Annotated in this window: 22 protein-coding genes and 1 riboswitch; of the genes, 17 read left to right on the forward strand and 5 right to left on the reverse strand. The window is 71.5% G+C overall.

The window, feature by feature from the left end; genetic code table 11:
* Nucleotides 1-256: 256 nt before the first annotated feature.
* Entirely contained in the window at nt 257-1189 is a 933-nt protein-coding gene (fmt, locus tag ACH5AC_RS19075) for a methionyl-tRNA formyltransferase (RefSeq protein WP_398863052.1), read from the forward strand.
* Nucleotides 1190-1258: 69 nt separating this feature from the next.
* Nucleotides 1259-2677 carry an RsmB/NOP family class I SAM-dependent RNA methyltransferase gene (locus ACH5AC_RS19080; protein WP_398863053.1) on the forward strand — a complete coding sequence of 473 codons (1419 nt, stop codon included), beginning with the start codon at nt 1259-1261 and terminating at the stop codon, nt 2675-2677.
* Between the two features lie 5 nt (nt 2678-2682).
* On the opposite strand, the gene ACH5AC_RS19085 is transcribed toward ACH5AC_RS19080, so the two are convergent.
* The gene (locus ACH5AC_RS19085; protein WP_398863054.1) at nt 2683-4890 is read right to left on the reverse strand and encodes an MMPL family transporter; all 2208 of its coding nucleotides are present in this window, start codon (nt 4888-4890) and stop codon (nt 2683-2685) included.
* A 125-nt stretch (nt 4891-5015) separates the two neighbouring features.
* On the opposite strand from ACH5AC_RS19085, the gene rpe reads away from it, so the two are divergent.
* The 10 genes from rpe (at nt 5016) to ACH5AC_RS19135 (ending at nt 15592) form a co-directional block, all read left to right on the forward strand.
* Entirely contained in the window at nt 5016-5702 is a 687-nt protein-coding gene (gene rpe, locus ACH5AC_RS19090) for a ribulose-phosphate 3-epimerase (protein WP_398863055.1), read from the forward strand.
* 78 nt (nt 5703-5780) lie between these two features.
* On the forward strand, nt 5781-6824 hold the full coding sequence (locus tag ACH5AC_RS19095; protein ID WP_398863056.1) for a sugar-binding transcriptional regulator: 1044 nt from the start codon (nt 5781-5783) through the stop codon (nt 6822-6824).
* Nucleotides 6825-6864: 40 nt separating this feature from the next.
* Nucleotides 6865-7239, forward strand: coding sequence for a ribonuclease domain-containing protein (locus ACH5AC_RS19100; RefSeq protein ID WP_398863057.1), 375 nt, complete (start codon nt 6865-6867; stop codon nt 7237-7239).
* On the forward strand, nt 7236-7553 hold the full coding sequence (locus ACH5AC_RS19105) for a barstar family protein (protein ID WP_398863058.1): 318 nt from the start codon (nt 7236-7238) through the stop codon (nt 7551-7553). The genes ACH5AC_RS19100 and ACH5AC_RS19105 overlap by 4 nt, the downstream gene beginning before the upstream one ends.
* A 133-nt stretch (nt 7554-7686) precedes the next feature.
* On the forward strand, nt 7687-9129 hold the full coding sequence (locus tag ACH5AC_RS19110; RefSeq protein ID WP_398863143.1) for a GuaB1 family IMP dehydrogenase-related protein: 1443 nt from the start codon (nt 7687-7689) through the stop codon (nt 9127-9129).
* A gap of 277 nt (nt 9130-9406) precedes the next feature.
* Complete coding sequence (locus ACH5AC_RS19115; RefSeq protein ID WP_398863059.1) at nt 9407-10867, forward strand: amino acid permease; 1461 nt, start codon at nt 9407-9409, stop codon at nt 10865-10867.
* 17 nt (nt 10868-10884) lie between these two features.
* The gene (locus tag ACH5AC_RS19120; protein ID WP_030166598.1) at nt 10885-11337 is read left to right on the forward strand and encodes an Lrp/AsnC family transcriptional regulator; all 453 of its coding nucleotides are present in this window, start codon (nt 10885-10887) and stop codon (nt 11335-11337) included.
* Between the two features lie 167 nt (nt 11338-11504).
* Nucleotides 11505-12722, forward strand: coding sequence for an MFS transporter (locus ACH5AC_RS19125; protein WP_398863061.1), 1218 nt, complete (start codon nt 11505-11507; stop codon nt 12720-12722).
* Between the two features lie 340 nt (nt 12723-13062).
* Complete coding sequence (locus tag ACH5AC_RS19130) at nt 13063-13851, forward strand: carbon-nitrogen hydrolase family protein (protein WP_398863062.1); 789 nt, start codon at nt 13063-13065, stop codon at nt 13849-13851.
* Nucleotides 13852-13894: 43 nt separating this feature from the next.
* Nucleotides 13895-15592, forward strand: a complete 1698-nt coding sequence (locus tag ACH5AC_RS19135) for a flavin monoamine oxidase family protein (RefSeq protein ID WP_398863063.1) — start codon at nt 13895-13897, stop codon at nt 15590-15592.
* Nucleotides 15593-15604: 12 nt separating this feature from the next.
* On the opposite strand, the gene ACH5AC_RS19140 is transcribed toward ACH5AC_RS19135, so the two are convergent.
* Nucleotides 15605-16303, reverse strand: coding sequence for a DUF5995 family protein (locus tag ACH5AC_RS19140; protein WP_398863064.1), 699 nt, complete (start codon nt 16301-16303; stop codon nt 15605-15607).
* 234 nt (nt 16304-16537) lie between these two features.
* Between ACH5AC_RS19140 and ACH5AC_RS19145 the strand changes: the two genes are divergently transcribed.
* Nucleotides 16538-16999, forward strand: coding sequence for an acyl-CoA thioesterase (locus ACH5AC_RS19145; RefSeq protein WP_398863065.1), 462 nt, complete (start codon nt 16538-16540; stop codon nt 16997-16999).
* On the opposite strand, the gene ACH5AC_RS19150 is transcribed toward ACH5AC_RS19145, so the two are convergent.
* Nucleotides 16959-18170, reverse strand: coding sequence for an MFS transporter (locus ACH5AC_RS19150; RefSeq protein ID WP_398863066.1), 1212 nt, complete (start codon nt 18168-18170; stop codon nt 16959-16961). The genes ACH5AC_RS19145 and ACH5AC_RS19150 overlap by 41 nt on opposite strands.
* A 149-nt stretch (nt 18171-18319) precedes the next feature.
* Here ACH5AC_RS19150 and ACH5AC_RS19155 point away from each other — a divergent pair, with 149 nt between their 5' ends.
* Nucleotides 18320-19945, forward strand: a complete 1626-nt coding sequence (locus tag ACH5AC_RS19155) for an ROK family protein (protein WP_398863067.1) — start codon at nt 18320-18322, stop codon at nt 19943-19945.
* A gap of 192 nt (nt 19946-20137) precedes the next feature.
* Here the strand turns inward: ACH5AC_RS19155 and ACH5AC_RS19160 are convergent, their stop codons facing one another.
* Together ACH5AC_RS19160 and ACH5AC_RS19165 are read right to left on the reverse strand one after the other, a co-directional pair.
* The gene (locus ACH5AC_RS19160; RefSeq protein WP_398863068.1) at nt 20138-20881 is read right to left on the reverse strand and encodes an SDR family oxidoreductase; all 744 of its coding nucleotides are present in this window, start codon (nt 20879-20881) and stop codon (nt 20138-20140) included.
* 250 nt (nt 20882-21131) lie between these two features.
* Nucleotides 21132-23462 (reverse strand): chitinase C-terminal domain-containing protein, encoded by a 2331-nt coding sequence (locus ACH5AC_RS19165; RefSeq protein WP_398863144.1) that lies wholly within the window; start codon nt 23460-23462, stop codon nt 21132-21134.
* Nucleotides 23463-23650: 188 nt separating this feature from the next.
* Nucleotides 23651-23781: riboswitch (FMN riboswitch) on the forward strand.
* A 145-nt stretch (nt 23782-23926) separates the two neighbouring features.
* On the opposite strand from ACH5AC_RS19165, the gene ACH5AC_RS19170 reads away from it, so the two are divergent.
* From ACH5AC_RS19170 to ACH5AC_RS19180, 3 genes are read left to right on the forward strand one after another with little or no spacing between them, the layout of a single operon-like run.
* Nucleotides 23927-24526 carry a riboflavin synthase gene (locus ACH5AC_RS19170; protein ID WP_398863069.1) on the forward strand — a complete coding sequence of 200 codons (600 nt, stop codon included), beginning with the start codon at nt 23927-23929 and terminating at the stop codon, nt 24524-24526.
* The gene (locus ACH5AC_RS19175) at nt 24523-25164 is read left to right on the forward strand and encodes a nicotinamide riboside transporter PnuC (protein WP_398863070.1); all 642 of its coding nucleotides are present in this window, start codon (nt 24523-24525) and stop codon (nt 25162-25164) included. The genes ACH5AC_RS19170 and ACH5AC_RS19175 overlap by 4 nt, the downstream gene beginning before the upstream one ends.
* Nucleotides 25161-26450 (forward strand): bifunctional 3,4-dihydroxy-2-butanone-4-phosphate synthase/GTP cyclohydrolase II, encoded by a 1290-nt coding sequence (locus ACH5AC_RS19180; protein ID WP_398863071.1) that lies wholly within the window; start codon nt 25161-25163, stop codon nt 26448-26450. The genes ACH5AC_RS19175 and ACH5AC_RS19180 overlap by 4 nt, the downstream gene beginning before the upstream one ends.
* Nucleotides 26451-26459: the final 9 nt, after the last annotated feature.

Here is a 26459-nt window from a genome sequence, read left to right on the forward strand (position 1 = left end):
AAAGTGGTCAACTCTTTCTTGACCAACGCGGATTCGCTCCGCTGGTCACGCTGGGGGGCGTGTGGGCCTGTGCGTACGCCCCCTGTGGTCGGCCCGCCTTCGGCTTCGCCCCTTTGTCTCCCACCCACGCACCATCCGTTTCCCATGGGAGAGAGGCTTGGGTCTGGGGTGGGGGGTTCTGTGGGGTGGCGGCTTTCCGACTGGTCATAAACTGGGCTTCGTTCGTGTGGTTCGTCCGAGAGGGCCGTGCTCTTCCATGAAGCTTGTCTTCGCCGGTACACCTGAGGTCGCCGTTCCCGCTCTGGACGCTCTGCTGTCCTCCGGGCGGCATGAGGTGGCAGCCGTCGTCACGCGGCCCGACGCTCCTGCCGGGCGGGGGCGCCGACTGGTCGCCTCTCCCGTGGCGCAGCGGGCGGAGGAGGCCGGGATCGAGGTGCTGAAGCCGGCCCGGCCGCGTGAGCCCGAGTTTCTGGAGCGGCTCAAGGAGATCGCACCCGACTGCTGTCCGGTGGTGGCCTACGGGGCCCTGCTGCCCAGGGTCGCCCTGGACATCCCGGTCCACGGATGGGTCAACCTGCACTTCTCGCTGCTGCCCGCCTGGCGCGGCGCCGCGCCCGTGCAGCACTCCATCATGGCGGGGGACGAGATCACCGGCGCCTCCACCTTCCTCATCGAGGAGGGGCTGGACTCGGGGCCGGTCTACGGCACCATCACCGAGGAGATCCGGCCCACCGACACCAGCGGTGACCTGCTGACCCGCCTCGCCTTCGCCGGCGCCGGGCTGCTCGCCGCCACCATGGACGGCATCGAGGACGGCACCCTGAAGGCCGTACCGCAGCCGGGCGACGGCATCAGCCTCGCGCCCAAGATCACCGTCGAGGACGCGCAGGTCGACTGGACCGCGCCCGCGCTCCGCGTCGACAGGGTCGTGCGGGGCTGTACGCCGGCCCCTGGCGCGTGGACCACCTTCCGTGGGGAGCGGCTCAAGCTCATCCAGGTCACGCCCGTCCCCGACCGGACCGATCTCACCCCCGGGCAGCTCGCCGTCGGCAAGAACAGCGTCCATGTGGGCACCGGCTCCTACGCCGTCGAGCTGCTGTGGGTGCAGGCCCAGGGCAAGAAGCCGATGCGGGCCGCCGACTGGGCGCGCGGCGTGCGGATCGCGGAGGACGAGCGGGTCGGGGGCTGATCAGCCGGTTCCGGCCCGCGGCGTACGCTGGGGGGACAGCCCTCATCTGCGATCCGGAGCACCTTTTTCGTGAGCGATCAGTCCCGCCGTCCGCGTAAGCCCGGCAAGCCGTACCGTCGGCCCCAGAAGGACCCCGTCCGCATGCTCGCCTTCGAGGCGTTGCGCGCGGTGGACGAGCGGGACGCCTACGCCAACCTCGTGCTGCCTCCGCTGCTGCGCAAGGCGCGGGACAAGGGCGACTTCGATGGGCGGGACGCCGCGCTCGCCACCGAGCTGGTCTACGGGACGCTGCGGCGGCAGGGAACGTACGACGCGATCATCGCCGCCTGTGTCGACCGGCCCCTGCGTGAGGTCGACCCACCGGTGCTGGACGTGCTCGGCCTCGGGGCGCACCAACTGCTCGGGACACGGATCCCCACGCACGCCGCCGTCTCCGCGTCCGTGGAGCTCGCGCGGGTCGTACTGGGCGACGGGCGGGCCAAGTTCGTCAACGCGGTGCTGCGGAAAGTCGCCCAGGACGACCTGGACGGGTGGCTCGCGAAGGTCGCGCCGCCGTATGACGAGGATCCTGAGGACCATCTCGCCGTCGTCCACTCGCATCCGCGGTGGGTCGTCTCCGCGCTGTGGGACTCCCTCGGCGGTGGCCGCGCCGGTATCGAGGAGCTGCTGGCCGCCGACAACGAGCGGCCCGAGGTGACGCTCGTGGCCCGGCCCGGGCGGGCCACCACCGAGGAACTGCTCGGCGAGGACGCGGCCGTGCCCGGGCGCTGGTCTCCCTACGCGGTGCGGCTGACCGAGGGCGGCGAGCCCGGTGCCATCGAGGCCGTACGGGAAGGGCGGGCCGGTGTCCAGGACGAGGGCAGCCAGCTGGTCGCTCTCGCACTGGCCAACGCGCCCCTCGACGGGCCCGACGAGCGGTGGCTCGACGGGTGTGCGGGGCCCGGCGGCAAGGCCGCGCTGCTGGGTGCGCTCGCCGCCGAGCGCGGGGCGGCGTTGCTCGCGTCCGAGAAGCAGCCGCATCGGGCCGGGCTCGTGGCGAAGGCGCTCGCCGGGAATCCGGGGCCGTACCAGGTGATCGCCGCGGACGGGACCCGTCCGCCGTGGCGGCCCGGTTCCTTCGACCGGGTGCTGATGGATGTCCCGTGCACCGGGCTCGGGGCGTTGCGGCGGCGGCCGGAGGCGCGGTGGCGGCGGCGGCCGGAGGACCTCGACGGGTTCGCTCCGCTTCAGCGGGCGCTGTTGCGCTCCGCGCTGGAGGCCGTGCGGGTGGGGGGTGTCGTCGGGTACGCGACCTGTTCGCCTCACCTTGCGGAGACTCGGGCTGTTGTCGGGGATGTGCTGAAGCAGGTGCCGGAAGCCGAACTGATCGATGCGCGGGCGTTGTTGCCCGGGGTGCCGGGGCTGGGGGAGGGGCCTGATGTGCAGTTGTGGCCGCATGTGCACGGGACCGACGCGATGTATCTGGCGTTGATGCGCCGGACGGGATGAGGGGGTCATTTGTCGGGCGGGTGCGGGGCCGTTGTGGTTGTTCGCGCCCGCGCGGCGGAGCCGCTTGTGTCAGGGCCCCGCGCCCCTGAGAGAGCTGCCCCGCCCTTCCCGTCATGGCGCGACAAGGGATGCGGCCACCACACCCTCTTCCCCACATCCAGGAAGAGTGCCGTCACCAGCACCGACCGTACGACGAAGGTGTCCAGCAGGACGCCCAGCGCGACCGCGAAGCCGATTTCCGCGAAGCCGACCATGGGCAGGGTGCCCAGAGCGGCGAAGGTGCCGGCCAGGACCAGGCCGGCCGAGGTGATCACCGCGCCGGTGGCGGCGAGGCCCGTCACCACGCCCGGGCGGGTGCCCTGGCGGATCGCCTCCTCGCGGACGCGGGTGGTCAGGAAGATGTTGTAGTCGATGCCCAGCGCCACCAGGAACACGAAGACGAACAGCGGGAAGGCCACGTCCTCGCCCGCGTAGTCGAACACATGGCGGAAGGCCAGCGCGCTCAGGCCCAGGGCGGTCGCCAGTGACAGCATCACCGTGCCGATCAGCAGCAGCGGGGCCAGCACGGCGCGCAGCAGGACGCAGAGGACCAGCAGGACGACCAGCAGGACGAGCGGGATGACCAGGTAGTTGTCGTGGGTCTGGGCCTCGTCCATGTCCAGCAGGGCCGCCGTGCCGCCGCCCACCTGTGCGTCGGCGCCGGGCACGGCGTGCACCGCGTCACGCACCCGCTCCACCGTCTCCTTCGCGGCGGCGCTGTCCGCGGGGTCGGTCATGGTCGCCTCGAACAGCACCTTGCCGTCGTGCTCGGGTGCCGTGCCCGGCGGCACGCCGATGCTGGCCGGCACGACCCCCGGGTCCGCCGCGACCACGCGGCCCACCTGCTCGGCCCGGTCCGCGTCGGAGACGATGACGAGCGGATCACCGGCGCCCGCCGGGAAGTACCGCGCGGACACCTCCTGGCCGACGATCGAGTCCGGTTTCTCGGTGAAGGCGTCGGCGTTGGAGATGCCCTCCGCGCGCAGCTGGAAGAGGCCCAGGGAGAGCACCGCCAGCACCGCGGCCGTGATGCCCCAGACCATGCGCGGGCGGTGGGCGATACGACGGCCCATGCGCGCCCACACCCCGCGTGCGGTGGGATCGGGCGCGCCGAAGTGCGGGACGACCGGCCAGAAGATCCAGCGCCCGCAGACCAGAAGCAGCGCGGGGAACAGGCTCAGCATCGCCAGCAGGGCGATGGTCACGCCGATGGCCGCGACCGGACCCAGCCCGCGCGTGGAGTTCATCTCCGCGACCAGCAGGACCAGCATGCTCAGCACCACCGTGGCGCCGGAGGCCAGTACCGCGGGGCCGGCCCGGTTGAGGGCCAGCTGCATCGCCTCGTGCCGGTCCTCGTGGCGGCGCAGCTCCTCCCGGTAGCGGGCGACCAGCAGCAGCGCGTAGTCCGTGCCCGCGCCGAAGACCAGCACCAGGAGGATGCCCGCGCTCTGACCGTTGACGGTCAGGCCGGCGTGCTCGGCCAGGAGATAGATCAGCGCCTGTGCGGTGAACAGGGCCGCCACCACCGAGAGCAGCGGCACGAGCAGCAGGGTCGGGCTGCGATACGTGAGCAGCAGCATCACGATCACGACCGACATCGCGGCGAACAACAGCGTGGAGTCGATGCCCTCGAACGCCTCGGCGAAGTCGGCCGACGTACCGCCCGGGCCGGTGATGTGCACCGCCAGCCCCTGCTCGCTCCCGCCGACATCGGCGCGGATGGAGTCCACGGCCGGCGCGATGCGCTGCCAGCCGCTGGCGTCCATCGTGATCGGCACGAACACCTGCGCGGCCCGGGGGGCGTCGGCCCGGTCGAAGACGGGGCCCCGGGTCTCCCCGCCCCGCACGCCATGGTCGTCCAGCTCCTTCAACTGCCGTACGTCCTCGGCGATCCGCGCCCGGTCCGTGGCCGTCAGCCCGCTGTCCCGGGCGTACACGACGACCGCGGGGATCTGCTCCGGCCGGAACTCCTCGGAGATCTCCAGCACCTGTGTGGACTCGGCCGACCCCGGCAGCCACGACTGCGCGTCATTGTCCTGAGCGTCATTGAGCTTCGCCCCGAACGGCGCGGCGATCAACAACACCAGCAGCCACAGCCCCACGACCAGCCACTTCGACCGCCGCCCGCACACAAACCGGATGACAACCTGCTTCGCCTTCTCGAGATGCCTCATGAGCGACTCCAGGAAAGGGGCGCGGGGAACTGCGCGACCAGCCCCACACGGCCCGCGCCCGCCCGACGACAGTACTCCCCGGGACCGGTGCGGCTCTCCCCCTGAGGACATGGCAGGCTTGGGTCATGGCCGCGCAGATCAACCCCAGCATCCTGTCCGCCGACTTCGCCCGCCTCGCGGACGAGGCGAAGGCGGTCGCGGGAGCCGACATGCTCCACGTCGACGTCATGGACAACCATTTCGTCCCCAACCTCACGCTCGGCGTGCCGGTCGTAGAGTCGCTGGCCCGCGCGACGGACACCCCGCTGGACTGCCATCTGATGATCGAGGACCCCGATCGGTGGGCTCCCCAGTACGTGGAAGCGGGTGCATCCTCCGTCACCTTCCACGTCGAGGCGGCCGCCGCGCCGGTGCGGCTCGCCCGGGAGATCCGTGCGAAGGGCGCCCGTGCCTCCATGGCGCTCAAGCCCGCGACGCCCATCGAGCCGTTCGAGGACCTGCTGCCCGAGCTCGACATGCTGCTGATCATGACGGTCGAACCGGGCTTCGGGGGCCAGGCGTTCCTCGACATCATGCTTCCCAAGATTCGCCGTACCCGCGAGTTGATCAGCAAGCACGGCCTTGAGCTGTGGCTCCAGGTGGACGGCGGGGTCTCGGCCTCGACGATCGAGCGGTGCGCCGAGGCGGGGGCGGACGTCTTCGTCGCCGGTTCCGCGGTGTACGGCGCCGACGACCCGGGCGAGGCGGTCCGGGCGCTGCGTGCCCAGGCGGACGCGGCCACCGCGAAGGCGAGCTGGGCGTGCGACCACTGAGCCACAGCCAAGTGAACGGCTCTCATCAGGGCTGATCGACCGCGCCGGATCTGCAAGGATGAACGGCGAATCCAGAATGTGAACAGCAGTGAGGAGATCGCCGTGTCGGGTATGTCGGCGGGCCGGTCAGCCATGCGGATGGGACCCGCTGAGCTGGTGCAGGCGGCGGCCATGGCCCGCCGCTTCTACCTCGAGGGAAAGTCCAAGATCCAGATCGCTGAGGAGTTCGGCGTCAGCCGCTTCAAGGTGGCCCGGGTCCTGGAGACCGCCCTCGAACGGGATCTCGTACGGATCGAGATCCGCGTGCCGGCCGAGCTGGACGCCGAGCGCTCCGACGCGCTCCGCGCCCGCTACGGCCTCAGGCATGCCGTCGTGGTCGAGTCCCCGGCCGAGGCGGAGGAGACCCCGGACCCCGAGAACCTGGGGGAAGTGGCCGCCGACCTGCTCGGCGAGCTGGTCAACGAGGGAGACGTGCTCGGGCTGGCCTGGGGCCGGTCCACCATCCACATGGCGGCGGCCCTGGACAAGCTGCCTCCCTGCACGGTCGTGCAGCTGACGGGCGTGTACGACGCCGGTACCTCCGAGCGCGGCTCGGTCGAGGCCGTGCGCCGCGCCGCCCAGGTGTCCGGTGGGGACGCCCACCCCATCTACGCGCCGATGCTGCTGCCGGACGCGGCCACCGCGGCCGCGCTGCGCAGCCAGACCGGGATCGCCCGGGCCTTCGAGTACTTCGACAAGGTCACGGTCGCCTGTGTCTCCATCGGCTCCTGGGAGCCGGGCATCTCGACGGTGCACGACATGCTCAGCGACGAGGAGCGGGCGCACTACGCCTCGCTCGGGGTCGCCGCCGAGATGGCCGCGCACCTCTTCGACACCGAGGGTCGCCGGGTCGGGCGGGACCTGGGGGAGCGGTGCATCACGGTCAAGGCCGACCAGCTCCGCCGTATCCCGGAGGTCGTCGCGATCGCCGGCGGGCAGCGCAAGGCGGCCGCGATCGACGCCGTCCTGCGGTCGGGGCTCGTCACCAGCCTGGTCACGGACACGTCGGCGGCCGACTATCTGATGACCGCGGGACCCACCCCGCGGCCCGCCCTGAACCGGGCGGACCCGGACGGAGCCTGACGGCGGGTCGTACGGGGACGGTCGTGGCAGCATCGGCACCATGCTGCCGCGGTTCGTCCCCCGTCTGTTGCTGTGCCTGCTCGCCCTGCTGGTGGGGTGCTCCGGCACGGACACCGCCGCGCCGTCCTGGGCCGACGGCCTGGCCACCGTACGGGAGGCGGACCTGCCCGCCGAGGCGCGGGACACGCTCGCCCTCGTCGACCGGGGCGGCCCCTACCCGTACGCCAAGGACGGCGCCGTCTTCGGCAACTTCGAGAAACGGCTGCCCGAGCGGCGGCGCGGCTACTACCACGAGTACACCGTCGCCACCCCGGGCTCACGCGACCGCGGGGCGCGGCGCGTCGTCACCGGACAGGGCGGCGAGATCTACTACACCGACGATCACTACGACAGCTTCCGGGCGGTGCTGAGATGACGGAGTACGTCGTCACGCTGGACCTCGACGGGGTGACCGACAAGGCGGGCCTGATGGACCGCTGCGCCGAGGCGTTCGCCCTCCCTGAGTGGTTCGGGCGCAACTGGGACGCGCTCGCCGACAGCCTGTCCGACCCGTCCGTGTGGCCGTCGGAGATCGGCGACCGGGATCTGCGGATCGTCGTCCGCGGCTGGCGGCCGTACGCTCAGGCCCGGCCGGCCGAGTGGGAGACCGCGCTCGATGTGTTCGCCCACGCGATGAACGTGGTGATGCCCAGGCTCTCGGTGATGCTGGCCCTTGGAGGTTCCTCCTAAGGGCTCCCTGACCAGCCTGGATGTTATGACGGGGCATGCCGGGGCCGTCGTCATGGGACACTGAAGTACGTGCTCTTTTCCCCCTGGCACACCTGTCAGGGGGTCACCTCTGATCGACTGGGATGTGCAGCACGTGCGTTTCCTCAACGACATCCAGCCCGCCTACGACCTGACGTACGACGACGTCTTCATGGTGCCGAGCCGCTCCGCGGTCGGGTCGCGTCAGGGCGTGGACCTCTCCTCCCCGGACGGCACGGGCACCACGATCCCGCTGGTCGTCGCCAACATGACGGCCATCGCCGGGCGGCGGATGGCGGAGACCGTGGCACGGCGCGGCGGGCTCGTGGTCATCCCTCAGGACATCCCGATCGACGTCGTCACCGATGTCGTCTCCTGGGTCAAGAGCCGCCATCTGGTCCTCGACACCCCGATCGTGCTCGCCCCGCACCAGACCGTCGCCGACGCGCTCTCCCTGTTGAACAAGCGGGCGCACAACGCCGGTGTCGTGGTGGACGAGGACCACCGTCCGATCGGTGTCGTCACCGACCGCGACCTCAGCGGGGTCGACCGCTTCACCCAGCTCGAAGTGGTCATGTCCAAGGACCTGCTGCTGATCGACGCCGACATCGACCCCCGTGAGGCGTTCAACAAGCTCGACGGGGCCAACCGGCGCTACGCCCCGGCCGTGGACCGGGACGGCAGGCTCGCCGGCATCCTCACCCGCAAGGGCGCCCTGCGCGCCACGCTGTACACGCCGGCCGTCGACCGGAACGGCAGGCTGCGCATCGCCGCCGCCGTCGGCATCAACGGCGATGTCGCGGGCAAGGCCAAGCAACTGCTCGACGCGGGCGTCGACACCCTCGTCATCGACACGGCGCACGGCCACCAGGAGTCGATGATCGGCGCGATCAAGGTGGTCCGGGCGCTCGACCCGCAGGTGCCGATCGTCGCGGGCAACATCGTCTCCGCCGAGGGCGTCAAGGACCTGATCGACGCGGGTGCGGACATCATCAAGGTCGGTGTCGGCCCGGGCGCCATGTGCACCACCCGGATGATGACCGGCGTCGGCCGGCCGCAGTTCTCCGCGGTCCTGGAGTGCGCCGCCGAGGCGAGGAAGTACGGCAAGCACGTCTGGGCCGACGGCGGTGTGCGGCACCCGCGTGACGTGGCGATGGCGTTGGCCGCCGGCGCGTCCAACGTGATGATCGGTTCCTGGTTCGCGGGCACGTACGAGTCCCCGGGCGACCTTCAGCAGGACGCCGACGGGCGGCTCTACAAGGAGTCCTTCGGCATGGCGTCGTCGCGTGCGGTGCGCAACCGTACGTCCGAGGAGTCGGCGTACGACCGGGCCCGCAAGGCGCTGTTCGAGGAGGGCATCTCCACCTCCCGCATGTTCCTCGACCCGGCCCGCCCGGGCGTCGAGGACCTGATCGACTCGATCATCGCGGGCGTCCGCTCCTCCTGCACCTACGCCGGTGCCGGCACCCTGGAGGAGTTCGCCGACAAGGCCATCGTCGGCATCCAGAGCGCGGCCGGCTACGCCGAGGGCAAGCCGCTGCACGCCAGCTGGAACTGAGCCTCTCCGACGGCCCCCGTCCCCTCCCACTCACCGGGGAGGGACGGGGGCCGTCGCCGTGTCCGCAACGCCGCGCCGCCTCCGTGCAACGAATGCCCGCCGCCCCGCGATGAACGCAACGATCTTGCGGATATGCGCAAGGTTGCTGCATTACAGGGGCAACGCCCCGGCTCATAGGGTTCTGCGCTGTACGTGAGTGGCGGGGACCCCGCTCGGTGGGTTCCCGCAGTACCCGCCGGTCCCCGTCGCCCGACCGCAGCGACGAAGGAGTCAGCGCGTGCTCGACCAAGGCGCACCCCCGCAGCAGCGCCCCCTGCCCACCCCGCCGTCCCTCGGACCCGGCGCCCGCCTCATGCGGCGCAAGCCGGTGGAACGCCTGGTCGCCGAGGGTGGCCAGGGCGAGGGAGGGTCCCTGCGGCGCTCCCTCGGCCTGTGGCAACTCACCATGATCAGCATCGGTGCCACCCTCGGCACCGGCATCTTCGTGGTCCTCGGTGAGGCCGTCCCCAAGGCCGGCCCGGCCGTCACCCTGTCCTTCGTGATCGCCGGTCTGACCGCCCTCTTCTCGGCCCTGTCCTACGCCGAACTCGCCGGCACCATCCCGGTCTCCGGCTCCTCCTACTCGTACGCATACGCAACGATGGGTGAACTGGTCGCCTGGGTGTGCGGCTGGTGCCTGGTCCTGGAGTACGGCGTCTCCGTGGCCGCCGTCGCCGTCGGCTGGGGCGAGTACCTCAACGAGCTGCTCGACGGGACCATCGGCGTCACCATCCCCGCCGCGCTGTCCGCCCCGCCCGGCGACGGCGGGATCTTCAACCTGCCCGCGCTGATCGTCGTCCTGCTGGCCATGGCCTTCCTGCTCGGCGGCGCCCGCGAGTCCGCCCGTGCCAACACCGTCATGGTCGTCGTGAAGATCGCAGCCCTGCTGCTGTTCTGCGCGATCGGCGTGCAGGGCTTCCGCTCCGGCAACTACGACAACTTCATGCCGCTCGGCATGGCGGGCGTCAGCGCGGCCGGTGCCACGCTCTTCTTCTCGTACATCGGCTTCGACGCCGCCTCCACCGCCGGTGAGGAGGCCAGGAACGCGCAGCGCGACCTGCCCCGTGCGATCATGCTGTCCCTCGTCATCGTCACCGCGCTGTACGTCCTCGTCGCGGCCGTCGCCATCGGCGCCAAGCCCTGGCAGGCGTTCGACGGCACGGAGGCCGCGCTCGCCCAGATCATGCGCGAGGTCACCGGCCAGACGCTGTGGGGCACCGTGCTCGCCTTCTGCGCGGTCATCGCCATCGCCAGCGTCGTCCTGACCGTGCTCTACGGCCAGACCCGCATCCTCTTCGCGATGTCCCGCGACGGCCTGGTGCCCAAGGTGTTCGCGCGCGTCCACCCGAGGACCGGCGCGCCCCGCGCCAACACGGTGATCGTCTCCCTGTTCTGCGGTGTCCTCGCCGCCGTCGTCCCGCTGGGCCGGCTCGCCGACGCCACCAGCATCGGCACGCTGTTCGCCTTCGCGCTGGTCAACGTGGCCGTCGTGGTGCTGCGCCGGAGCCGCCCCGAGATGCCCCGCACCTTCCGGGTGCCGCTGTCCCCGCTGCTGCCCGCGCTGGGCTTCGCCTTCTGCGTCTGGATGATGGGCAGCCTGTCCACCGTCACCTGGGTGGTCTTCGGCGTCTGGATGGCCGTCGGGCTCGTGTTCTACTTCGTATACGGCTACCGCCGTTCCCGCCTCGCGACATCCTGAGAAGTGATCGACCCACCGTGCTGAACGATCTCGACGAACGCATCGTGCACGCCCTCGCCGAGGACGCCCGCCGCTCCTACGCGGACATCGGGCAGCTGGTCGGCCTGTCCGCGCCCGCCGTCAAGCGGCGCGTGGACCGGCTGCGCGCGACCGGCGCCATCACCGGCTTCACCGTACGCGTCGACCCGGCGGCGCTCGGCTGGGAGACCGAGGGGTACGTCGAGATCTACTGCCGGCGCAACACCTCGCCGGAGACCATCCAGCGGGGCCTGGAGCGCTACCAGGAGGTCGTGTCCGCGTCCACCGTCACCGGGGACGCGGACGCGATCGCCCAGGTCTTCGCCGCCGACATGCGGCACTTCGAGCGGGTGCTGGAGCGCATCGCCGGGGAGCCCTTCGTGGAGCGCACCAAGTCGGTGCTGGTGCTCTCGCCGCTGCTGCGCCGCTTCTCGTCCGGCTCACCGACGTAAACGGCTGGTGGCGGGGCCGGTCCCGGTCCTACGATCGCTGTCATGAGCCGACGACGACATTGATGCCCGTGTAGATCCCCGCGTCGGGGATCGCTGTGTCATGCCTCCCGAGGACCGCCTCGGACGCCGTACCTCCGGCATCCGATCCGATCCGACGGGAAGGCCCCATGACCCTCTCACCCGTGCGTGTGCCCGCCACCGGCGTCCGGCGGCTCACGGCCACGCTCTACGCCTACGCGTTCCTCGACGAGTTCGTCCTGCTCTACCCGGTGTACGTGCTGTTGTTAGCCGACACCGGGCTGTCGTTGTGGCAGATCTCGTCCCTCTTCGTGCTCTGGTCCCTCACCGGCGTCCTGCTGGAGGTCCCCTCCGGTGCCTGGGCGGACGCCTTCTCACGCCGGCTGCTGCTGTGGCTGGGCCCGCTGCTGACCGCGGTCGGCTTCGGTCTGTGGGTGCTCGTCCCGTCGTACTGGACCTTCGCCCTCGGCTTCGTGCTGTGGGGTGCGCGCGGTGCCCTGGGCTCCGGCGCGCAGGAGGCCCTCGTCTACGAGGAGCTGGACCGGCTCGGTGAGGCGGGCAGGTACGCCCGGGTCATGGGCCGGGCCCACGCGGTCGGGCAGATCGCCGTGATGTCGGCCATGGCCCTGGCCGGACCCGCGTTCGCGTTCGGTGGGTACCGGCTCGTCGGCGCGGCGAGTGTGCTGGCGTGTGTGCTGACAGCGGCCGTCGCGGCGCGTTTCCCGGAGCACCGGGCGCAGGCCGGCGGGGGCGAGGACGAGGGCCCGGGCTCGGACGAGCAGGGTTGGGCCGCCAGTCTGCGGTCCGGTCTCCGTGAGGCGCGGCGTGACCGCTCGGTCCGCGGGGCTCTGCTTCTGATCCCGGCCGTCTCGGCCGTGTGGGGTGCGCTGGACGAGTACACGCCGCTGCTGGCGCGGGGTACGGGTGTGGCCGCGGAAACCGTGCCCTATCTGCTGGTGCTGATCTGGGTCGGGGTCACGGTCGGCAGCCTGCTGGCCGGTCCGGCGGCACGGCTCGGGCGCCGTGGGTTCGGCGCGCTGCTCGCGGTCTCCGCGCTCGCGATGGCCGCCGGGGCGAGCGTCGGCACACCGGCCGGCATCGCGCTCGTCGCCGTCGCCTTCGGCGGCTTCCAGCTGGCGACCGTGCTGGCCGACGTCCGCCTCCAGGAACGCATCGAGGGCACCGCGCGGGCGACCCTGACCTCCGTCGCGGGCCTCGGCACCGAGCTGCTCACGATCGGGGTGTACGGGGTGTACGGCGCCCTGGGCTCGACCCTGGCCCACGGCACGGTGTTCGCGGCGTTCGCGGTCCCGTACCTGGTCACGGCGCTGTGGGTCGCGGGGTTGGGCCGCGCGGCCCGGCGCTGACGGGCGCGTCGGGGCTGGTGCGGCGGCACCTCCCAGGCTCTTGAGGCACTCGGGGAGGCACGACTGCCCGCAGCTGGGGCGGCTACGGGGGCGCAGCTGGGCGGGACAACGGGGCTGCGTGGTCCGGCCGGAAAAGGGGCGCGGGGAACTGCGCGACCAGCCCCCGCGCGCCCGCAGTCGGAAGCGCGCCGGAACCCATGCAACGAATTGCCGCCGGACGGCACCCGCACGCAATGAATCGCTCACCGGCGCGCAACGGCTTCTCCTTGTCCGGCCTGGTCAGGCGACCGTACCGTCTACGTGGCCCCCCAACCCCCCGTCCGCCCGGTGAGGAACCCGCATGCGCACAGCCCTGCTCCAGAGCTCCGGCCGCCCCGGCTCGCCCGTCGAGAACCTCAAGGTGCTCGACGAGGCCGCGGGCCGGGCCGCCGCCGCGGGCGCCGGGCTGCTGATCGCGCCGGAGATGTTCCTGACCGGGTACGCGATCGGTGACGACATCGCGCGTCTGGCCGAGGCAGCCGACGGCGAGTCGGCCGACGCCGTCGCGGAGATCGCCGGCCGGCACGGGCTCGCCGTCGCGTACGGCTACCCGGAGCGCGCCGGCGAGACCGTGTACAACTCGGCCCAGCTGATCTCGGCGCACGGCACCCGCCTCGCGAACTACCGCAAGACCCACCTCTTCGGCTGCTTCGAGCGCGACCACTTCACACCGGGCGAACAGCAGGTCGTACAGGCCCGGCTCGGCGGCCTGACCGTCGGCCTGCTGATCTGCTACGACGTGGAGTTCCCGGAGAACGTCCGCGCCCACGCCCTGGCCGGCACCGACCTCCTCGTCGTACCGACCGCGCAGATGCACCCCTTCCAGTTCGTCGCCGAGTCGATGATCCCGGTGCGGGCCTTCGAGAACCAGATGTACGTGGCGTACGTCAACCGGGTCGGCGGCGAGGGGGAGTTCGAGTTCGTCGGGCTGTCCACCCTGGCCGGCCCCGACGGGATCGCCCGCACCCGCGCCGGCCGCGCCGAGCAACTGGTGTTCGCCGACGTCGACCCCGCCTTCCTGGCCGCCTCCCGCGAGGCGAACCCGTACCTGAAGGACCGCCGCCCCGGTCTCTACGGGTCGCTGGTCTGACACCCCCGCTTTCTTTCCCGCAGTCGCAAGGAGTCCGTACCCCATGACGTCCACGGTGCCCAACGCCGTCGAGCACGCAGACGAGCAGCAGCCGCCGATCACCATGTTCGGCCCGGACTTCCCGTACGCGTACGACGACTTCCTCGCCCACCCGGCGGGCCTCGGCCAGATACCCGCGACCGAGCACGGCACCGAGGTCGCGATCATCGGCGGCGGCCTGTCCGGCGTGGTGGCCGCGTACGAGTTGATGAAGATGGGCCTCAAGCCGGTCGTGTACGAGGCCGACCAGCTCGGCGGACGGCTCCGCACGGTCGGTTTCGACGGCTGCGACGAGTCGCTCAACTGCGAACTGGGCGCGATGCGCTTCCCGCCGTCCTCCACCGCACTCCAGCACTACATCGACCTGGTCGGCCTGGAGACGAGGCCCTTCCCCAACCCCCTCGCCGAGGCGACCCCGTCGACGGTCGTCGACCTCAAGGGCGAGACGCACTACGCCGAGACCCTCGCCGACCTGCCGCAGGTCTACCGGGACGTCGCCGACGCCTGGAACAAGTGCCTGGAGGAGGGCGCCGACTTCTCCGACATGAACCGCGCGATGCGCGAGCGGGACGTGCCGCGCATCCGGGAGATCTGGGCGAAGCTCGTCGAGAAGCTCGACAACCAGACCTTCTACGGCTTCCTCTGCGACTCCGAGGCGTTCAGGTCCTTCCGGCACCGCGAGATCTTCGGCCAGGTCGGCTTCGGCACCGGCGGCTGGGACACCGACTTCCCGAACTCCATCCTGGAGATCCTGCGCGTCGTCTACACCGAGGCCGACGACCACCACCGCGGCATCGTCGGCGGCTCGCAGCAACTGCCGCTCAGGCTCTGGGAGCGTGAGCCGGAGAAGATCGTGCACTGGGAGTACGGCACCTCGCTGGCGAAGCTCCACGAGAACGGCGCGCCCCGCCCGGCCGTGACCCGGCTGCACCGCACCGCCGGCAACCAGATCACCGTGACGGACGCGAACGGTGACATCCGTACGTACCAGGCGGCGGTCTTCACGGCCCAGTCCTGGATGCTGCTGTCGAAGATCGAGTGCGACGACTCGCTCTTCCCGATCGACCACTGGACGGCCATCGAGCGGACCCACTACATGGAGTCCAGCAAGCTCTTCGTCCCGGTCGACCGGCCCTTCTGGCTTGAGAAGGACGAGGAGACCGGCCGGGACGTCATGTCGATGACGCTCACCGACCGTATGACGCGCGGGACGTACCTCCTCGACAACGGCCCGGACCAGCCCGCCGTCATCTGCCTCTCCTACACCTGGTGCGACGACAGCCTGAAGTGGCTGCCGCTGTCCGCGAACGAGCGGATGGAGGTCATGCTGAAGTCGCTGGGCGAGATCTATCCGAAGGTCGACATCCGGAAGCACATCATCGGCAACCCGGTGACCGTCTCCTGGGAGAACGAGCCCTATTTCATGGGCGCGTTCAAGGCCAACCTGCCCGGCCACTACCGCTACCAGCGGCGCCTGTTCACCCACTTCATGCAGGACCGGCTGCCCGACGACAAGCGGGGCATCTTCCTCGCCGGCGACGACATCTCCTGGACGGCGGGCTGGGCCGAGGGCGCCGTGCAGACCGCGCTGAACGCGGTCTGGGGCGTCATGCACCACCTCGGCGGCACCACGGACCCGTCCAACCCGGGCCCGGGAGACGTCTACGACGAGATCGCGCCCGTCGAGCTGCCGGAGGACTAGCGTCCACGGCCGCTAGCGGGACAGCGGCGTGAGCAGCATGCGGCCCGCGAAGCCGACTGCCGCGTCGAGGCGTTCGGTGAACTCCTCGGCTACATCCGGCAGTCGGCGCAGGGCCCACAGGGCGCGGGCCGCCGACCAGGCGGCGTCGCGGGCGCGCTCCAGGCTCCAGGAGCCGAGGAAGTGCGTGAGCGGGTCGGCGATCTGCAGCAGGTCGGGGCCCGGCATCAGCTCCTCGCGGATGCGCTCCTCCAGCGTGATCAGGAGATCGCCGATCCGTTCGAACTCGTCCTCCAGGGCGGCCGGTTCGCAGTCCAGGTCCTGGCAGCTGTCGACGACGGACAGCGCCAGGTCGTGGCCGATGTGCGCGTTGATGCCCGCCAGAGCGAACTGCAGCGGTCGTACACCGGGATGGCGGCGGAACTGGAACAGCGGCCGCCAGCAGGCCGGGGGCCGGCGGTCGGCCGCCGCCGCGTCCACCGCCGCCAGGTACCGCTCGGCGAACCGTACGTCGAGGGTGCTCGCGGCCCGCGCGTCCGGGAAGCGGCCCGCGTCGATGTGCCGGTCGACCTCCTCCGTCACGGTGAGATAGACGCGGTTGAACACCGCGATCCCGTCCCGCGCGGGCAGGGCCGCGTCCAGGGCCCGCATACGGGCGATGACCGAGTCGACGGTGGGGGCGGTCGGCTCTTCCAACTGTTCCAAGGGGGGCATGCAGGAAGAGTCGCAGCCCCGCGCCGGGCCGTGCGGTGACGCCCCGACGCTTCCCCGGAACGAGCGAACGGCCGCGTCGTACCCCCTGTGACTCGGTGCGCCGGGCCTCCTCATGGGCGGCGGTCGAGTGGACGCGGGTGGCCGCCATCACGCCGATGTTCTCGGAGTGCGAAGGCGAGGTGAGCGGCCGCTTAGGATGGGCGGTACGTGTCCCATGCACCCAGGAGCCCCACCGTGACCGCCGAAGCCCCGACCGCCCCCGCCACCCCGTCGTACGGCCGGCTGATCCCCGTCACCGTCCACTTCGACGACCTGGACGCGCTCGGTCTGCTGCACAACGCCCGGTACCCGCTGCTCGTCGAGCGGGCCTGGACCGAGCTGTGGCGGGAGCAGGGCGTGCGCTTCGAGGGCGACTGGGCGGCGGCCGGTGACGCCTGCAACGCGGTCAGGGAACTCCGCGTCAGCTATGAGGCCCCGGTCACCAGGCCCGGCGGCTACGCCGTCCACCTCTGGCTGGAGCGGCTCGGTACGACCGGGCTGACGTACGGCTTCCGCCTCTGCTCGGCGGACGGGCTCACCACGTACGCGCACGGCACCCGGGTCCTGGTGCGCCTGGACCCGGACACCCTGCGCCCCGCGCCCTGGAGCGAGACCCTCAGGACCGCCGGTCGGGCACTGCTGCGGCCGGCGGACTGACCTTCGCGCCGGTCCGCCCGCCGCCGCGCAGCACACCCGCGAACACCACCAGGCCGAACGCCAGCGCGGTCACCACGCCGAACGACACCACCAGGCTGGTCGCCTGGGCGACCCCGCCGATCAGGCTCGGCGCGATCAGCCCCGAGGTGTACGTGATCGTCGCGACGCCCGCGATGGCCTGGCTCGGGTTGGGGCCGCTGTGACCGGCCGCGGCGAAGCACAGCGGTACGACGACGGCGATACCGAGGCCCATCAGGGCGAAGCCGACCATCGCCGACGCCGGGTGCCCCGCGAACACGATCAGCAGGCCGCCCAGCGCGGCCAGCGCACCGCCGGTGCGGACCGTGCGCACCGGGCCGAACCGGTTCACCACCGCGTCGCCGACGATCCGGGCCACCGCCATGGTCAGCATGAAGCCGGTCGTGCAGGCGGCGGCCAGGCCGGCCGACGTGCCCAGCTCGTCCTCCAGGTAGACCGCGGACCAGTCCAGGCTCGCGCCCTCCGCGAACACCGCGCAGAAGCCGACCGCGCCGATCAGCAGCGCCGAGCGCGGCGGCAGCGCGAACCGCGGCGGCGGCTCCTCGTCCTCGGTCGGCCGCAGGTCCAGCACCCAGCGGCAGGCCAGCAGGCCCAGGGCGGTGAGCACGGCCGCTGCCAGCGCGTGGTGCAGGCGCGCGTCGGAGCCCAGGTGCGCGGCGAGTGTGCCGCCCGCCGAGCCGATCAGCGCGCCCGCGCTCCACATGCCGTGCAGCCCCGACATGATCGACTTGTCGAGGCGGTGCTCGATCTCGACGCCCAGCGCGTTCATCGCGACGTCGGCCATGCCGGCCGTGGCTCCGTAGACGAACATCGCCAGGCAGAGCGTCAGCAGGTTCGGCGCCAGGGCCGGCAGGACCAGCGACAGCGTCCACAGGGTGAGCAGTCCCCGCAGGGCGGGGCGGCTGCCGAAGCGGTGGGTGATCCGGCCGGCCAGCGGCATCGCGCAGGAGGCGCCGAACGCGGTGAAGGCCAGGGCGAGGCCGAGTTGGCCCGCGCCGACCCCCGCGTGGTCCTGGATCCAGGGGACGCGCGTCGCGAAGGAACCCGTGACCGCGCCGTGCACGGCGAACACGGCCGCCACGGCGTATCGGGCGCGCACGACGTCGCGCTGCTCGTCGACCATCTCCGCCATTGTCCGGCCCCTCCCGTGAACGAGTGTCGTGGCAGTGCTGGCGTAAACTATCAGGAACCCTTCCTGATAGATAGGCGATAAAGTGGCCACAGGGCCGAGGGCCCGCCGGACTCGCAGCACTGCGCTGCCGACCTGGGAGGATTCGCGGCATGCCCGCATCAAAGCCAGCGTCCCCGAGCACCGCCCGGGCCATCAACGACCGGCTCGCACTGCGGCTGCTCCAGCAGGAGGGCCCGCTCACGGCGGGGCAGCTGAAGCAGCTCACCGGTCTGTCCCGGCCGACGGTCGCCGACCTCGTCGACCGCCTCACCGCCTCCGGGCTGATCGAGGTCGTCGGCGAGACCGGCGAGCAGCGACGCGGCCCGAACGCCAAGCTCCACGGCATCGTCGCCGGCCGGGCCCACCTGGCCGCCCTGGACGTGCGCACCGAGGGCGTGTCCGTGCTGGTGTCCGACCTGGTCGGACGGGTGCTGACGGAGGCGTCGGTGCCCATCGGCGGGGACCTCGGCACCGGGCCCGCGGTGGAACAGGCGGTGACCCTCGTCGAGCGGGCGGTGAAGGAGGCCCGCGCGGACCGGCTGCACACCGTCGGCATCGGCGCGCCCGGTCTGATCGACCCCGCGACCGGTGAGCTGCGCGACTCCACCGGCCTGCCGGAATGGCACCGCCGCCTGGTCGCCGCCCTCCAGGAGCGGCTCCCCGACGCCCGGGTGACCGTCGAGAACGAGACCAACCTCGCCGCACTGGCCGAACAGCGTGAGGGTGCCGCGACCGATCGCGACACCTTCGTGCTCCTCTGGCTGGGCCACGGCACCGGCGCCGCCGTCGTCCTCGACGGCACCCTCCGCCGCGGCGCCTCCGGCGGCACCGGCGAGATCGGCTTCCTCCCGGTCCCGGGCACCGAGGGCCTGCCCTCCGCGAAGGCATGCGCGGGCGGCTTCCACTCCTTGGCCGGCTCCGCGGCGGTGCTCGCCCTGGCGGCGGAGCACGCACTGACCGGCCCGCAGACGAGCGACGGTCCCGGCGCGGCGAGCGTGGTGCGGGCAGCGGTGACGGCACTGCGGGGGGAGGCCATGGGCAGCGGCGAGGGCGGGTCGGCGGGTGTCGGCGGTCGGCCGGGGGGTGTGGGGTCGTCTGTCGTCGGAGGTCGAGCGGTGGGTGAGGGCCTGTCCGGTGGGGGGACGTCGGCCGGGGGAGGTCGGGCGGTGGGCGTGGATTCGTCCGGTGTGGAGCTGTCGGCTGTCGGAGGTCGGGCGGTGGACGTGTCCGGCGTCGAGCCGTCGGCCGCGGGAGGTTCGGCGGTGGGCGTGGACGTGTCCGGTGTGGGGTCGTCGGCCGTCGGAGGTTCGGCGGTGGGCGTCGGTCCGTCCGGTGTGGGGGCGTCCGCCGTCGAAAGCTCGGCGGAGAGGGTCGGCTCGTCCAGCGCCTCCTTCCCCGCCGACACAGGCGCCGTCCCAGCAGGTGTCGCCCCGCTGGGCGCGGCCTCGGCAGGTGCCGCCGCCCGGTTCCTGGACGTGCTCGCCGATCGTGTCGCGCTCGGTGTCGCCTCCGTCGTCGCCGTGCTCGACCCGGGATGCGTGGTGCTCGGGGGAGAGGTCGGGCAGGCCGGTGGGGCGGAGCTCGCCGCTCGGGTCGAGGCGCGGATCCGGCGGATGGCGCCGCTGGCGACCGAGGTCCGGTCGAGCGTCCTCGGCGGCACGGCCGTACTGCGCGGGGCGTTGCTGACCGCCCGGGAGTCCGCGCAGGAGGAGCTGTTCGCGCCCAGGGACCGCTAGGACATGTCCGGCGAATCATCGCCGCCCTCCTCAGCAGCCGCGCCTCGTCGGGTACGCGCGCCCACTCGCCAGGAACGCCTGGGCTGCCGAGGGACCTCGTCGCCGAGGCCCACTCGGCCTAGCTCGACCGTGCGCGAGGGGTGCCGGCCCGGCACGACTGCCCGCAGCTGCGCCGGCCGGAGCAACCACCACCTATCGGGACTCCCGAGCGGTGAGGTACTCCTCGAAGGTGCCCTTGCCCACCGACTCGGCCGGGTTGAGGTGGCCGCCCGCGCGGAAGGCGCGGTACGCCGCGCCCCAGAGCGGTACGGGAAGCAGCGGGCGGCGCTTGCCGTGGGCCCGCAGATAGGCCCGGGCCAACGAGTCGAGCGTACGGACCTCGGGGCCGCCCATGTCCGCCACCCGCCCGGCGGGCGCGCCGGTGGCCAGTTCCGCGAGCCGGGCCGCGACCTCGGCGACCTCGATCGGCTGGTCGCTCACCCCCTTGGGCACCGGCATCACCGGCAGCTTGGCGAGCGAGCGGAACACCGTCGTCAGGAGATCGTGGAACTGCGTCGCACGCAGCACGGTCCAGCCGAGCCCCGACTGCTCGACCAGCTTCTCCACGGCCAGCTTCGACTGGTAGTAGCCGTACGGCACCCGGTCGACACCCACGATCGAGATGTACACCAGGTGCCCCACCCCGGCCTCGCGGGCCGCCGTGATCAGATGCCCGGCGGCCTGCTCGTCCCCGCCGCGCGGGCTGCTCGCACAGTGGACGATCGTGTCCACGCCCGCCACGGCCTCCGCCAGGCCCGGCCCGCCCTCGCGCAGATCGACGGCGTACGGGCGGCTGTGCCGGCTGAGCACCCGCACCTCGTGCCCGTCCGCCCGCAGCCGCTCGGCGACGAGCCGGCCGAGGGTTCCGGTACCACCGGTCACCAGGATCGTGGTCATGCTGTTCAGCCCCTTCGGAATGTAACCGGATGCCGGACGCCCCGGGTGGGGCGCCCTTCACCGACTGAGACGGAGCAGCCCACGCGAATGTGACGCGCCCCGGGCACTTTTCTACGGCCGCCCGAGCTGCCGACGTACAAATCCCAGCTTGTCCGGATCCAGCGCAGCCCGCAGGGCGGCGATCCGAGGACCCGGCGGCGGGCAAGGGCCGTCGTCACCGCCGCCGGGCCCGGTCCTGTGTCGGCGGGTGTCAGCAGGAACCGAGGTCCTGCCACACCCCCCACTCGCCCGTGGTGCCGGGCTCCTCGCCCTTCGTCCACCACTTGGCCTTCCACGAGTGCCCCTTGTGGGACACGGTGTTGCCTCCCGTGTAGGCCGTTGCCGGGTCCCAGGCCGGGGCGGTGCACGTCCCACCCGTCGGCGTCGGCGTCGGAGTCGGAGTGGGATTGGCCGTGTCCGGCTCCACGAGCGTGGTGCCGCGCGCCAGGTTCCCCGCGAGCGAGTACGTCGTACCGGCGATGGTCACGGTCCAGTTCCACGGGGTGGACACCGGCAGGTAGTAGTTGAACGACAGTTCCACCGAGGCGCCCGGCGCCAGCGACTGCCAGCCGGGCAGCTTCAGCGAGACACGGTGGAAGTCGCCCTTCAGCCCGCCCACGTTGGACCCCGTGTGGTCGCTGCTGATCACCTCGGTGCCGAAGCCCGACTGGTCGGAGGCGTTGCCCGGGGCCGCGGTCGAGTAGTCGAACTGGAACTCCGTACCACCCGGCAGGGTCGTCCTGGTGTTGTTGGTGATCCTCACCTTCGGCGTGATCGGGTAGTTGGAGTCGCCGAGCTTGAAGTCGCCGAACTCCACGCCGATGTCGACGGCCCGCGTCGGCAGCGCCTTGTCGGAGACCTGCGCGCCGTACGGCGCGGCCGACTTGAACTTGTCGTACATCAGCGAGGTGAGCGTCGAGCCGGGCCCGTACTGGCCCTCGGCCGCGTTCCACGCGTAGTCGCCCGCCAGCTCCCACACCATCGTGCCGCCGATGCCGCGGTCGACGACGTAGTCCGCCTTGGTGTTCACCGACTGCTCGTCCTCGGTGGACAGGAACACCTTCTTCTGGGCGTTCCACAGCCAGGGCGCGACCAGCGCGGCGTCGTACTTGCGGACGTAGGTGCCGGTCAGCGCGGTGCCGGCGGGGAAGCCGTAGCGGGTGACGTAGTCGCCGACGATCCCCTTCTCCAGGTTCTTGGCGTGCCACATCGGGTTCGAACCCGCGGGTGACTCCTGGCCGTTGGTGTCCAGGTCGTGCCAGAGGTTGTCGATGCCGACCGCGCCGTCACCGCACTTGGTCAGACCCGATCCGGCGGGGCAGACGGTCGAGGGCGCCTTGCCCCACAGGCCGTCCGTGCCGCCCGTCACGTTCTTGAATCCCCGGGTGTAGTAGGGGAGTCCGATGTTGATCCGCCCGGCCGGCATCGAGCCGCGGAAGTAGTGGTAGGCCCAGTCGGTGTTCAGATAGCCGATGCCGCCGTACTGGGCGGTGGAGTACACGCCCGCCGCGGCGAGTTCGGCGTCCTTGCCGTCGTCGAAGAGCGAGGCGTTCGGGCCGACGTACTCGTTCCAGGCGCCGTGCAGGTCGTACGACATGATGTTGACGTAGTCCAGGTACTTCTGGACCTGGAAGGTCTCCATGCCGCGCAGCAGGTAACCGGACGAGGGGGCCGCGACCGTCAGCAGGTAGTGCCTGCCGTCCGCCGCGCCCGCGCGGTCGAGCTTCTCGCGGAGGGTCTTCATCAGGGCGGCGTAGCCCTTGACCAGGCCGGCCCGGCGGGCGTTGGCGAGCGACCAGTCGAGCGGGTTGCCGGCGTCCTTCATGGTCGTCGGGTACTCGTAGTCGACGTCGACGCCGTTGAAGCCGTACGTCCTGATGAAGTCGACGGCCGAGGTCGCGAACGTGTCGATGCCGGCCTGGTTGACCGAGCCGTCGGCGTTCGTGGCCATCGAGTAGAAACCGCCCGAGTTCACGCGTGTGCCGTCGGCGTCGAAGTAGCCGCCGGTCTCCGCCCAGCCGCCGACCGAGATCAGCGTCTTGACGTCCGGGTGCCGCTTCTTGAACTTGTTGAGCAGGTTGAAGTGGCCCTGGTAGGGGAACGCCGGGTCCATCTCGGCGCCCGCCACGCCCGGCCAGGTCATTCCCGTGGCCGCGTTGGTGGCGCCGTCCGCGCCGACGGAGAGCTTGTTCGCGCTGTCGACGTGCGCGAACGCGTAGTTGATGTGGGTGATCTTGTCCCAGGGGATGTCCGAGGCCAGATAGGCGGGCGTGCCGTCCTTGCCGGTGCGCCAGCCGGTGAAGTAGCCGATCACCCGGCGCTGGTGGTCGGCGCCCATCTTCTCCCGGCCGGCCGGGTCGTAGACCGAGCAGTAGGGGACGTCGACGCCCGGGGTGGCGTACAGGCCGTCGGGGCGGCAGGACTCCTGGCCGGCCGCCTGCGAGACGGCCGCCGGAAGTCCGGCGAGCAGCAGGCCCGCGAGCGCGGCGGTGCCCGCGAACAGGGCGGGTCTGGACCGATGGCGATGAGGTGAGGGGGACAGCACGGTCGGATCCTCTCCACGGAAGTCCACGGAAGTTGCGCAGACCCTAGGGAGGACTAGACCAATGCGTCAATAGGTATGGACCAATGGGGGAGTTGAGGGCGGGAGTGTGTCACCTGTGAGCCACCCCACAGGATTCACCCGCATGGACGCGTATCGGCCGTGGCACACTGGCTCTGTACCAGAAGCAGCGCACTCCGGGGTCGGTGAAAGTCCGAACCGGCGGTTACAGTCCGCGACCCGGTCACGTCCAGTGACCGGTTGACCAGGTGAAATTCCTGGACCGACGGTTAAAGTCCGGATGGGAGGCAGTGCGCGGCGGGCGGGCATTCGTGCGCGCCGCCGTATGTGTACTCGTCGATGGACGAGTCTGTCCGGCGTCGCCCCGGTGTCCTCGCCCGTCCTTTCTGTCGTCATCGACAGGCCCCGGAGTCCGTGCCCGAAGAGGCAGGAGGACCCGGGAAGTGTTCACCGGAATCGTCGAAGAGCTGGGCGAGATCACCGCCGTCGAGAACCTCGGCGACGCCTCCCGCTTCCGGCTGCGCGGCCCCGTCGTCACCGAGGGCGCGAAGCACGGCGACTCCATCGCCGTGAACGGTGTCTGTCTCACGGTCGTCGAACACGAGGGCGACGAGTTCACCGCCGACGTCATGGCGGAGACCCTGAACCGCTCCAGCCTGGGCGCCCTCACCGTCGGCTCCCGCGTCAACCTGGAGCGCCCCACCGCCGTCGGCGCCCGGCTCGGCGGGCACATCGTGCAGGGCCATGTCGACGGCACCGGCCGGGTCCTGGAGCGCAAGCCCTCCGAGAACTGGGAGATCGTGAAGATCTCCCTCCCCGCGGACCTCTCCCGGTACGTCGTCGAGAAGGGCTCCATCACTGTCGACGGCATCAGCCTCACCGTCGTCGACGCCGGCCCCGACCACTTCACCGTCAGCCTCATCCCCACCACCCTCGACCTGACCACGCTCGGCCTCAAGCAGCCCGGCGACCCGGTCAACCTCGAGGTCGACATCGTCGCCAAGTACGTCGAGCGGCTGCTCGGTCAGGGGGCCGGCCGGTGAACTGGCTGAACTCCGAGGCGTTCGTCCTGTTCGACCAGCACATCATCTGGTCCGACATGGTCGGCAACGTCTTCGGCCTGGCCGCCCTCGCCCTCGGCTGGCGGCGCTCCATCTGGACCTGGCCCGTGCAGTTCCTCGCCGGTCTGATCCTCTTCGGCGCCTTCTTCGGCCATCTGACCGGCAGCGCCGGCAAGCAGGCCGTCGTCATGCTGGTCGCGCTCTACGGCTGGTGGCAGTGGCAGCGCGGCAAGGACAGCGCGGCGGACGGCCATGTCTCCGTCCGGTTCGCCACCTGGCCCGAGCGCGCGGTCATGGTCGCCGCGGCCGCCGCCGGCACCGTCGCGGTCGCCCTGCTCTTCAAGGCGTACCCGTCGCTGTCCTGGGACCCGTGGCCGGACGCCTACATCTTCGTCGGCACCATCGTCGCCATGTACGCCCAGGCCCGCGGCATGGTCGAGTTCTGGTTCGCCTGGCTCCTCGTCGACCTCGTCGGCGTCCCCCTGAACTTCGCCAACGGCTACGCCTTCTCCGGCTTCGTCTACGTCATCTACGGCGCGCTCGTCCTGTGGGGCATGCGCGACTGGTGGCTGCGCTCCCGCAAGAGCACGCGGCCCGCTCTGGAAGGAGCCCCCGCATGACCACGGCACCCATCCTCTACAGCACCGACGGCATCGAGGACCTCACCCTCGACCCGGTCGAGCAGGCCATCGCGGACATCGCCGCCGGCCGCCCCATCGTGGTCGTCGACGACGAGGACCGCGAGAACGAGGGCGACCTCGTCATCGCGGCCGAGAAGATCACTCCCGAGATCGTCGCCTTCATGATGAGCGAGTGCCGTGGCCTGATCTGCGCCCCCATGGAGGGCGAGGAACTCGACCGGCTCCAGCTGCCGCAGATGGTCGGCGACAACACCGAGTCGATGAAGACCGCGTTCACCGTCTCCGTCGACGCCTCCGGCGCCCACGGTGTGACCACCGGCATCTCGGCCGCCGACCGCGCCACCACCCTCCAGTTGCTCGCGAGCGGCACCGCCGAGCCCACCGACTTCGTCCGCCCCGGCCACATCTTCCCGCTGCGCGCCCGGTCCGGCGGCGTCCTGACCCGCAACGGCCACACCGAGGCCGCCGTCGACCTCGCCCGGCTCGCGGGACTGCGCCCGGCCGGCGCCATCGTCGAGATCGCCGGCGAGGACGGCCGGATGCTCCGCCTGCCCGAACTGATCCCGTTCGCCCGCAAGCACGGCCTGACGATCATCTCCATCGAGGATCTGATCGCCTACCGCCGCAGCGCCGAACCCACCGTCCGCCGCGAGGCCGAGGTCCACCTGCCCACCGCGCACGGCGTCTTCACCGCGTACGGCTACCGCTCCAGCGTCGACGGCGTCGAGCATGTCGCCCTGGTGCACGGCGACCTCGCCGCCGGCGAGGACGTCCTGGTGCGCCTGCACTCCGAATGCCTCACCGGCGACGTCTTCCACTCCCTGCGCTGCGACTGCGGCCCCCAGCTCGACGCGGCCCTGGAGCGCATCCAGGCCGAGGGCCGCGGAGTCGTCGTCTACCTGCGCGGACACGAGGGGCGCGGCATCGGCCTGCTGTCCAAGCTGCGGGCGTACGAGCTCCAGGAGCGCGGCCGCGACACCCTCGACGCCAACCTGGAACTGGGCCTGCCCGCCGACGCCCGCGACTACGGCGCCGGCGCGCAGATCCTCGCCGACCTGGGCGTGCGCAGCGTCCGCCTGATGACCAACAACCCCGAGAAGTCCGACGCCCTGGCCCGGCACGGCATCGAGGTCTCCCTCCGGGAGCCGATGCCCGTGCAGGCCGACGAGCACAACATCCGCTACCTGCGCACCAAGCGCGACCGGATGGGACACGATCTGCCTTGGCTGGACGCGGCACCCGCGTCCACCTGCACCAACCAGTGAAAGACCGAC

The sequence above is a fragment of the Streptomyces sp. NPDC018693 genome, assembly GCF_044391385.1.
In the GTDB taxonomy this organism is placed as follows: domain Bacteria; phylum Actinomycetota; class Actinomycetes; order Streptomycetales; family Streptomycetaceae; genus Streptomyces.

Excerpts from the sequence above, each read along its gene's own strand:
- fmt (WP_398863052.1), top strand. The coding sequence starts at position 257 with ATGAAGCTTGTCTTCGCCGGTACACCTGAGGTCGCCGTTCCCGCTCTG.
- ACH5AC_RS19085 (WP_398863054.1), bottom strand. The coding sequence starts at position 4,890 with ATGAGGCATCTCGAGAAGGCGAAGCAGGTTGTCATCCGGTTTGTGTGC.
- rpe (WP_398863055.1), top strand. The coding sequence starts at position 5,016 with ATGGCCGCGCAGATCAACCCCAGCATCCTGTCCGCCGACTTCGCCCGC.
- ACH5AC_RS19100 (WP_398863057.1), top strand. The coding sequence starts at position 6,865 with ATGCTGCCGCGGTTCGTCCCCCGTCTGTTGCTGTGCCTGCTCGCCCTG.
- ACH5AC_RS19105 (WP_398863058.1), top strand. The coding sequence starts at position 7,236 with ATGACGGAGTACGTCGTCACGCTGGACCTCGACGGGGTGACCGACAAG.
- ACH5AC_RS19125 (WP_398863061.1), top strand. The coding sequence starts at position 11,505 with ATGACCCTCTCACCCGTGCGTGTGCCCGCCACCGGCGTCCGGCGGCTC.
- ACH5AC_RS19130 (WP_398863062.1), top strand. The coding sequence starts at position 13,063 with ATGCGCACAGCCCTGCTCCAGAGCTCCGGCCGCCCCGGCTCGCCCGTC.
- ACH5AC_RS19135 (WP_398863063.1), top strand. The coding sequence starts at position 13,895 with ATGACGTCCACGGTGCCCAACGCCGTCGAGCACGCAGACGAGCAGCAG.
- ACH5AC_RS19140 (WP_398863064.1), bottom strand. The coding sequence starts at position 16,303 with ATGCCCCCCTTGGAACAGTTGGAAGAGCCGACCGCCCCCACCGTCGAC.
- ACH5AC_RS19150 (WP_398863066.1), bottom strand. The coding sequence starts at position 18,170 with ATGGCGGAGATGGTCGACGAGCAGCGCGACGTCGTGCGCGCCCGATAC.
- ACH5AC_RS19155 (WP_398863067.1), top strand. The coding sequence starts at position 18,320 with ATGCCCGCATCAAAGCCAGCGTCCCCGAGCACCGCCCGGGCCATCAAC.
- ACH5AC_RS19160 (WP_398863068.1), bottom strand. The coding sequence starts at position 20,881 with ATGACCACGATCCTGGTGACCGGTGGTACCGGAACCCTCGGCCGGCTC.
- ACH5AC_RS19180 (WP_398863071.1), top strand. The coding sequence starts at position 25,161 with ATGACCACGGCACCCATCCTCTACAGCACCGACGGCATCGAGGACCTC.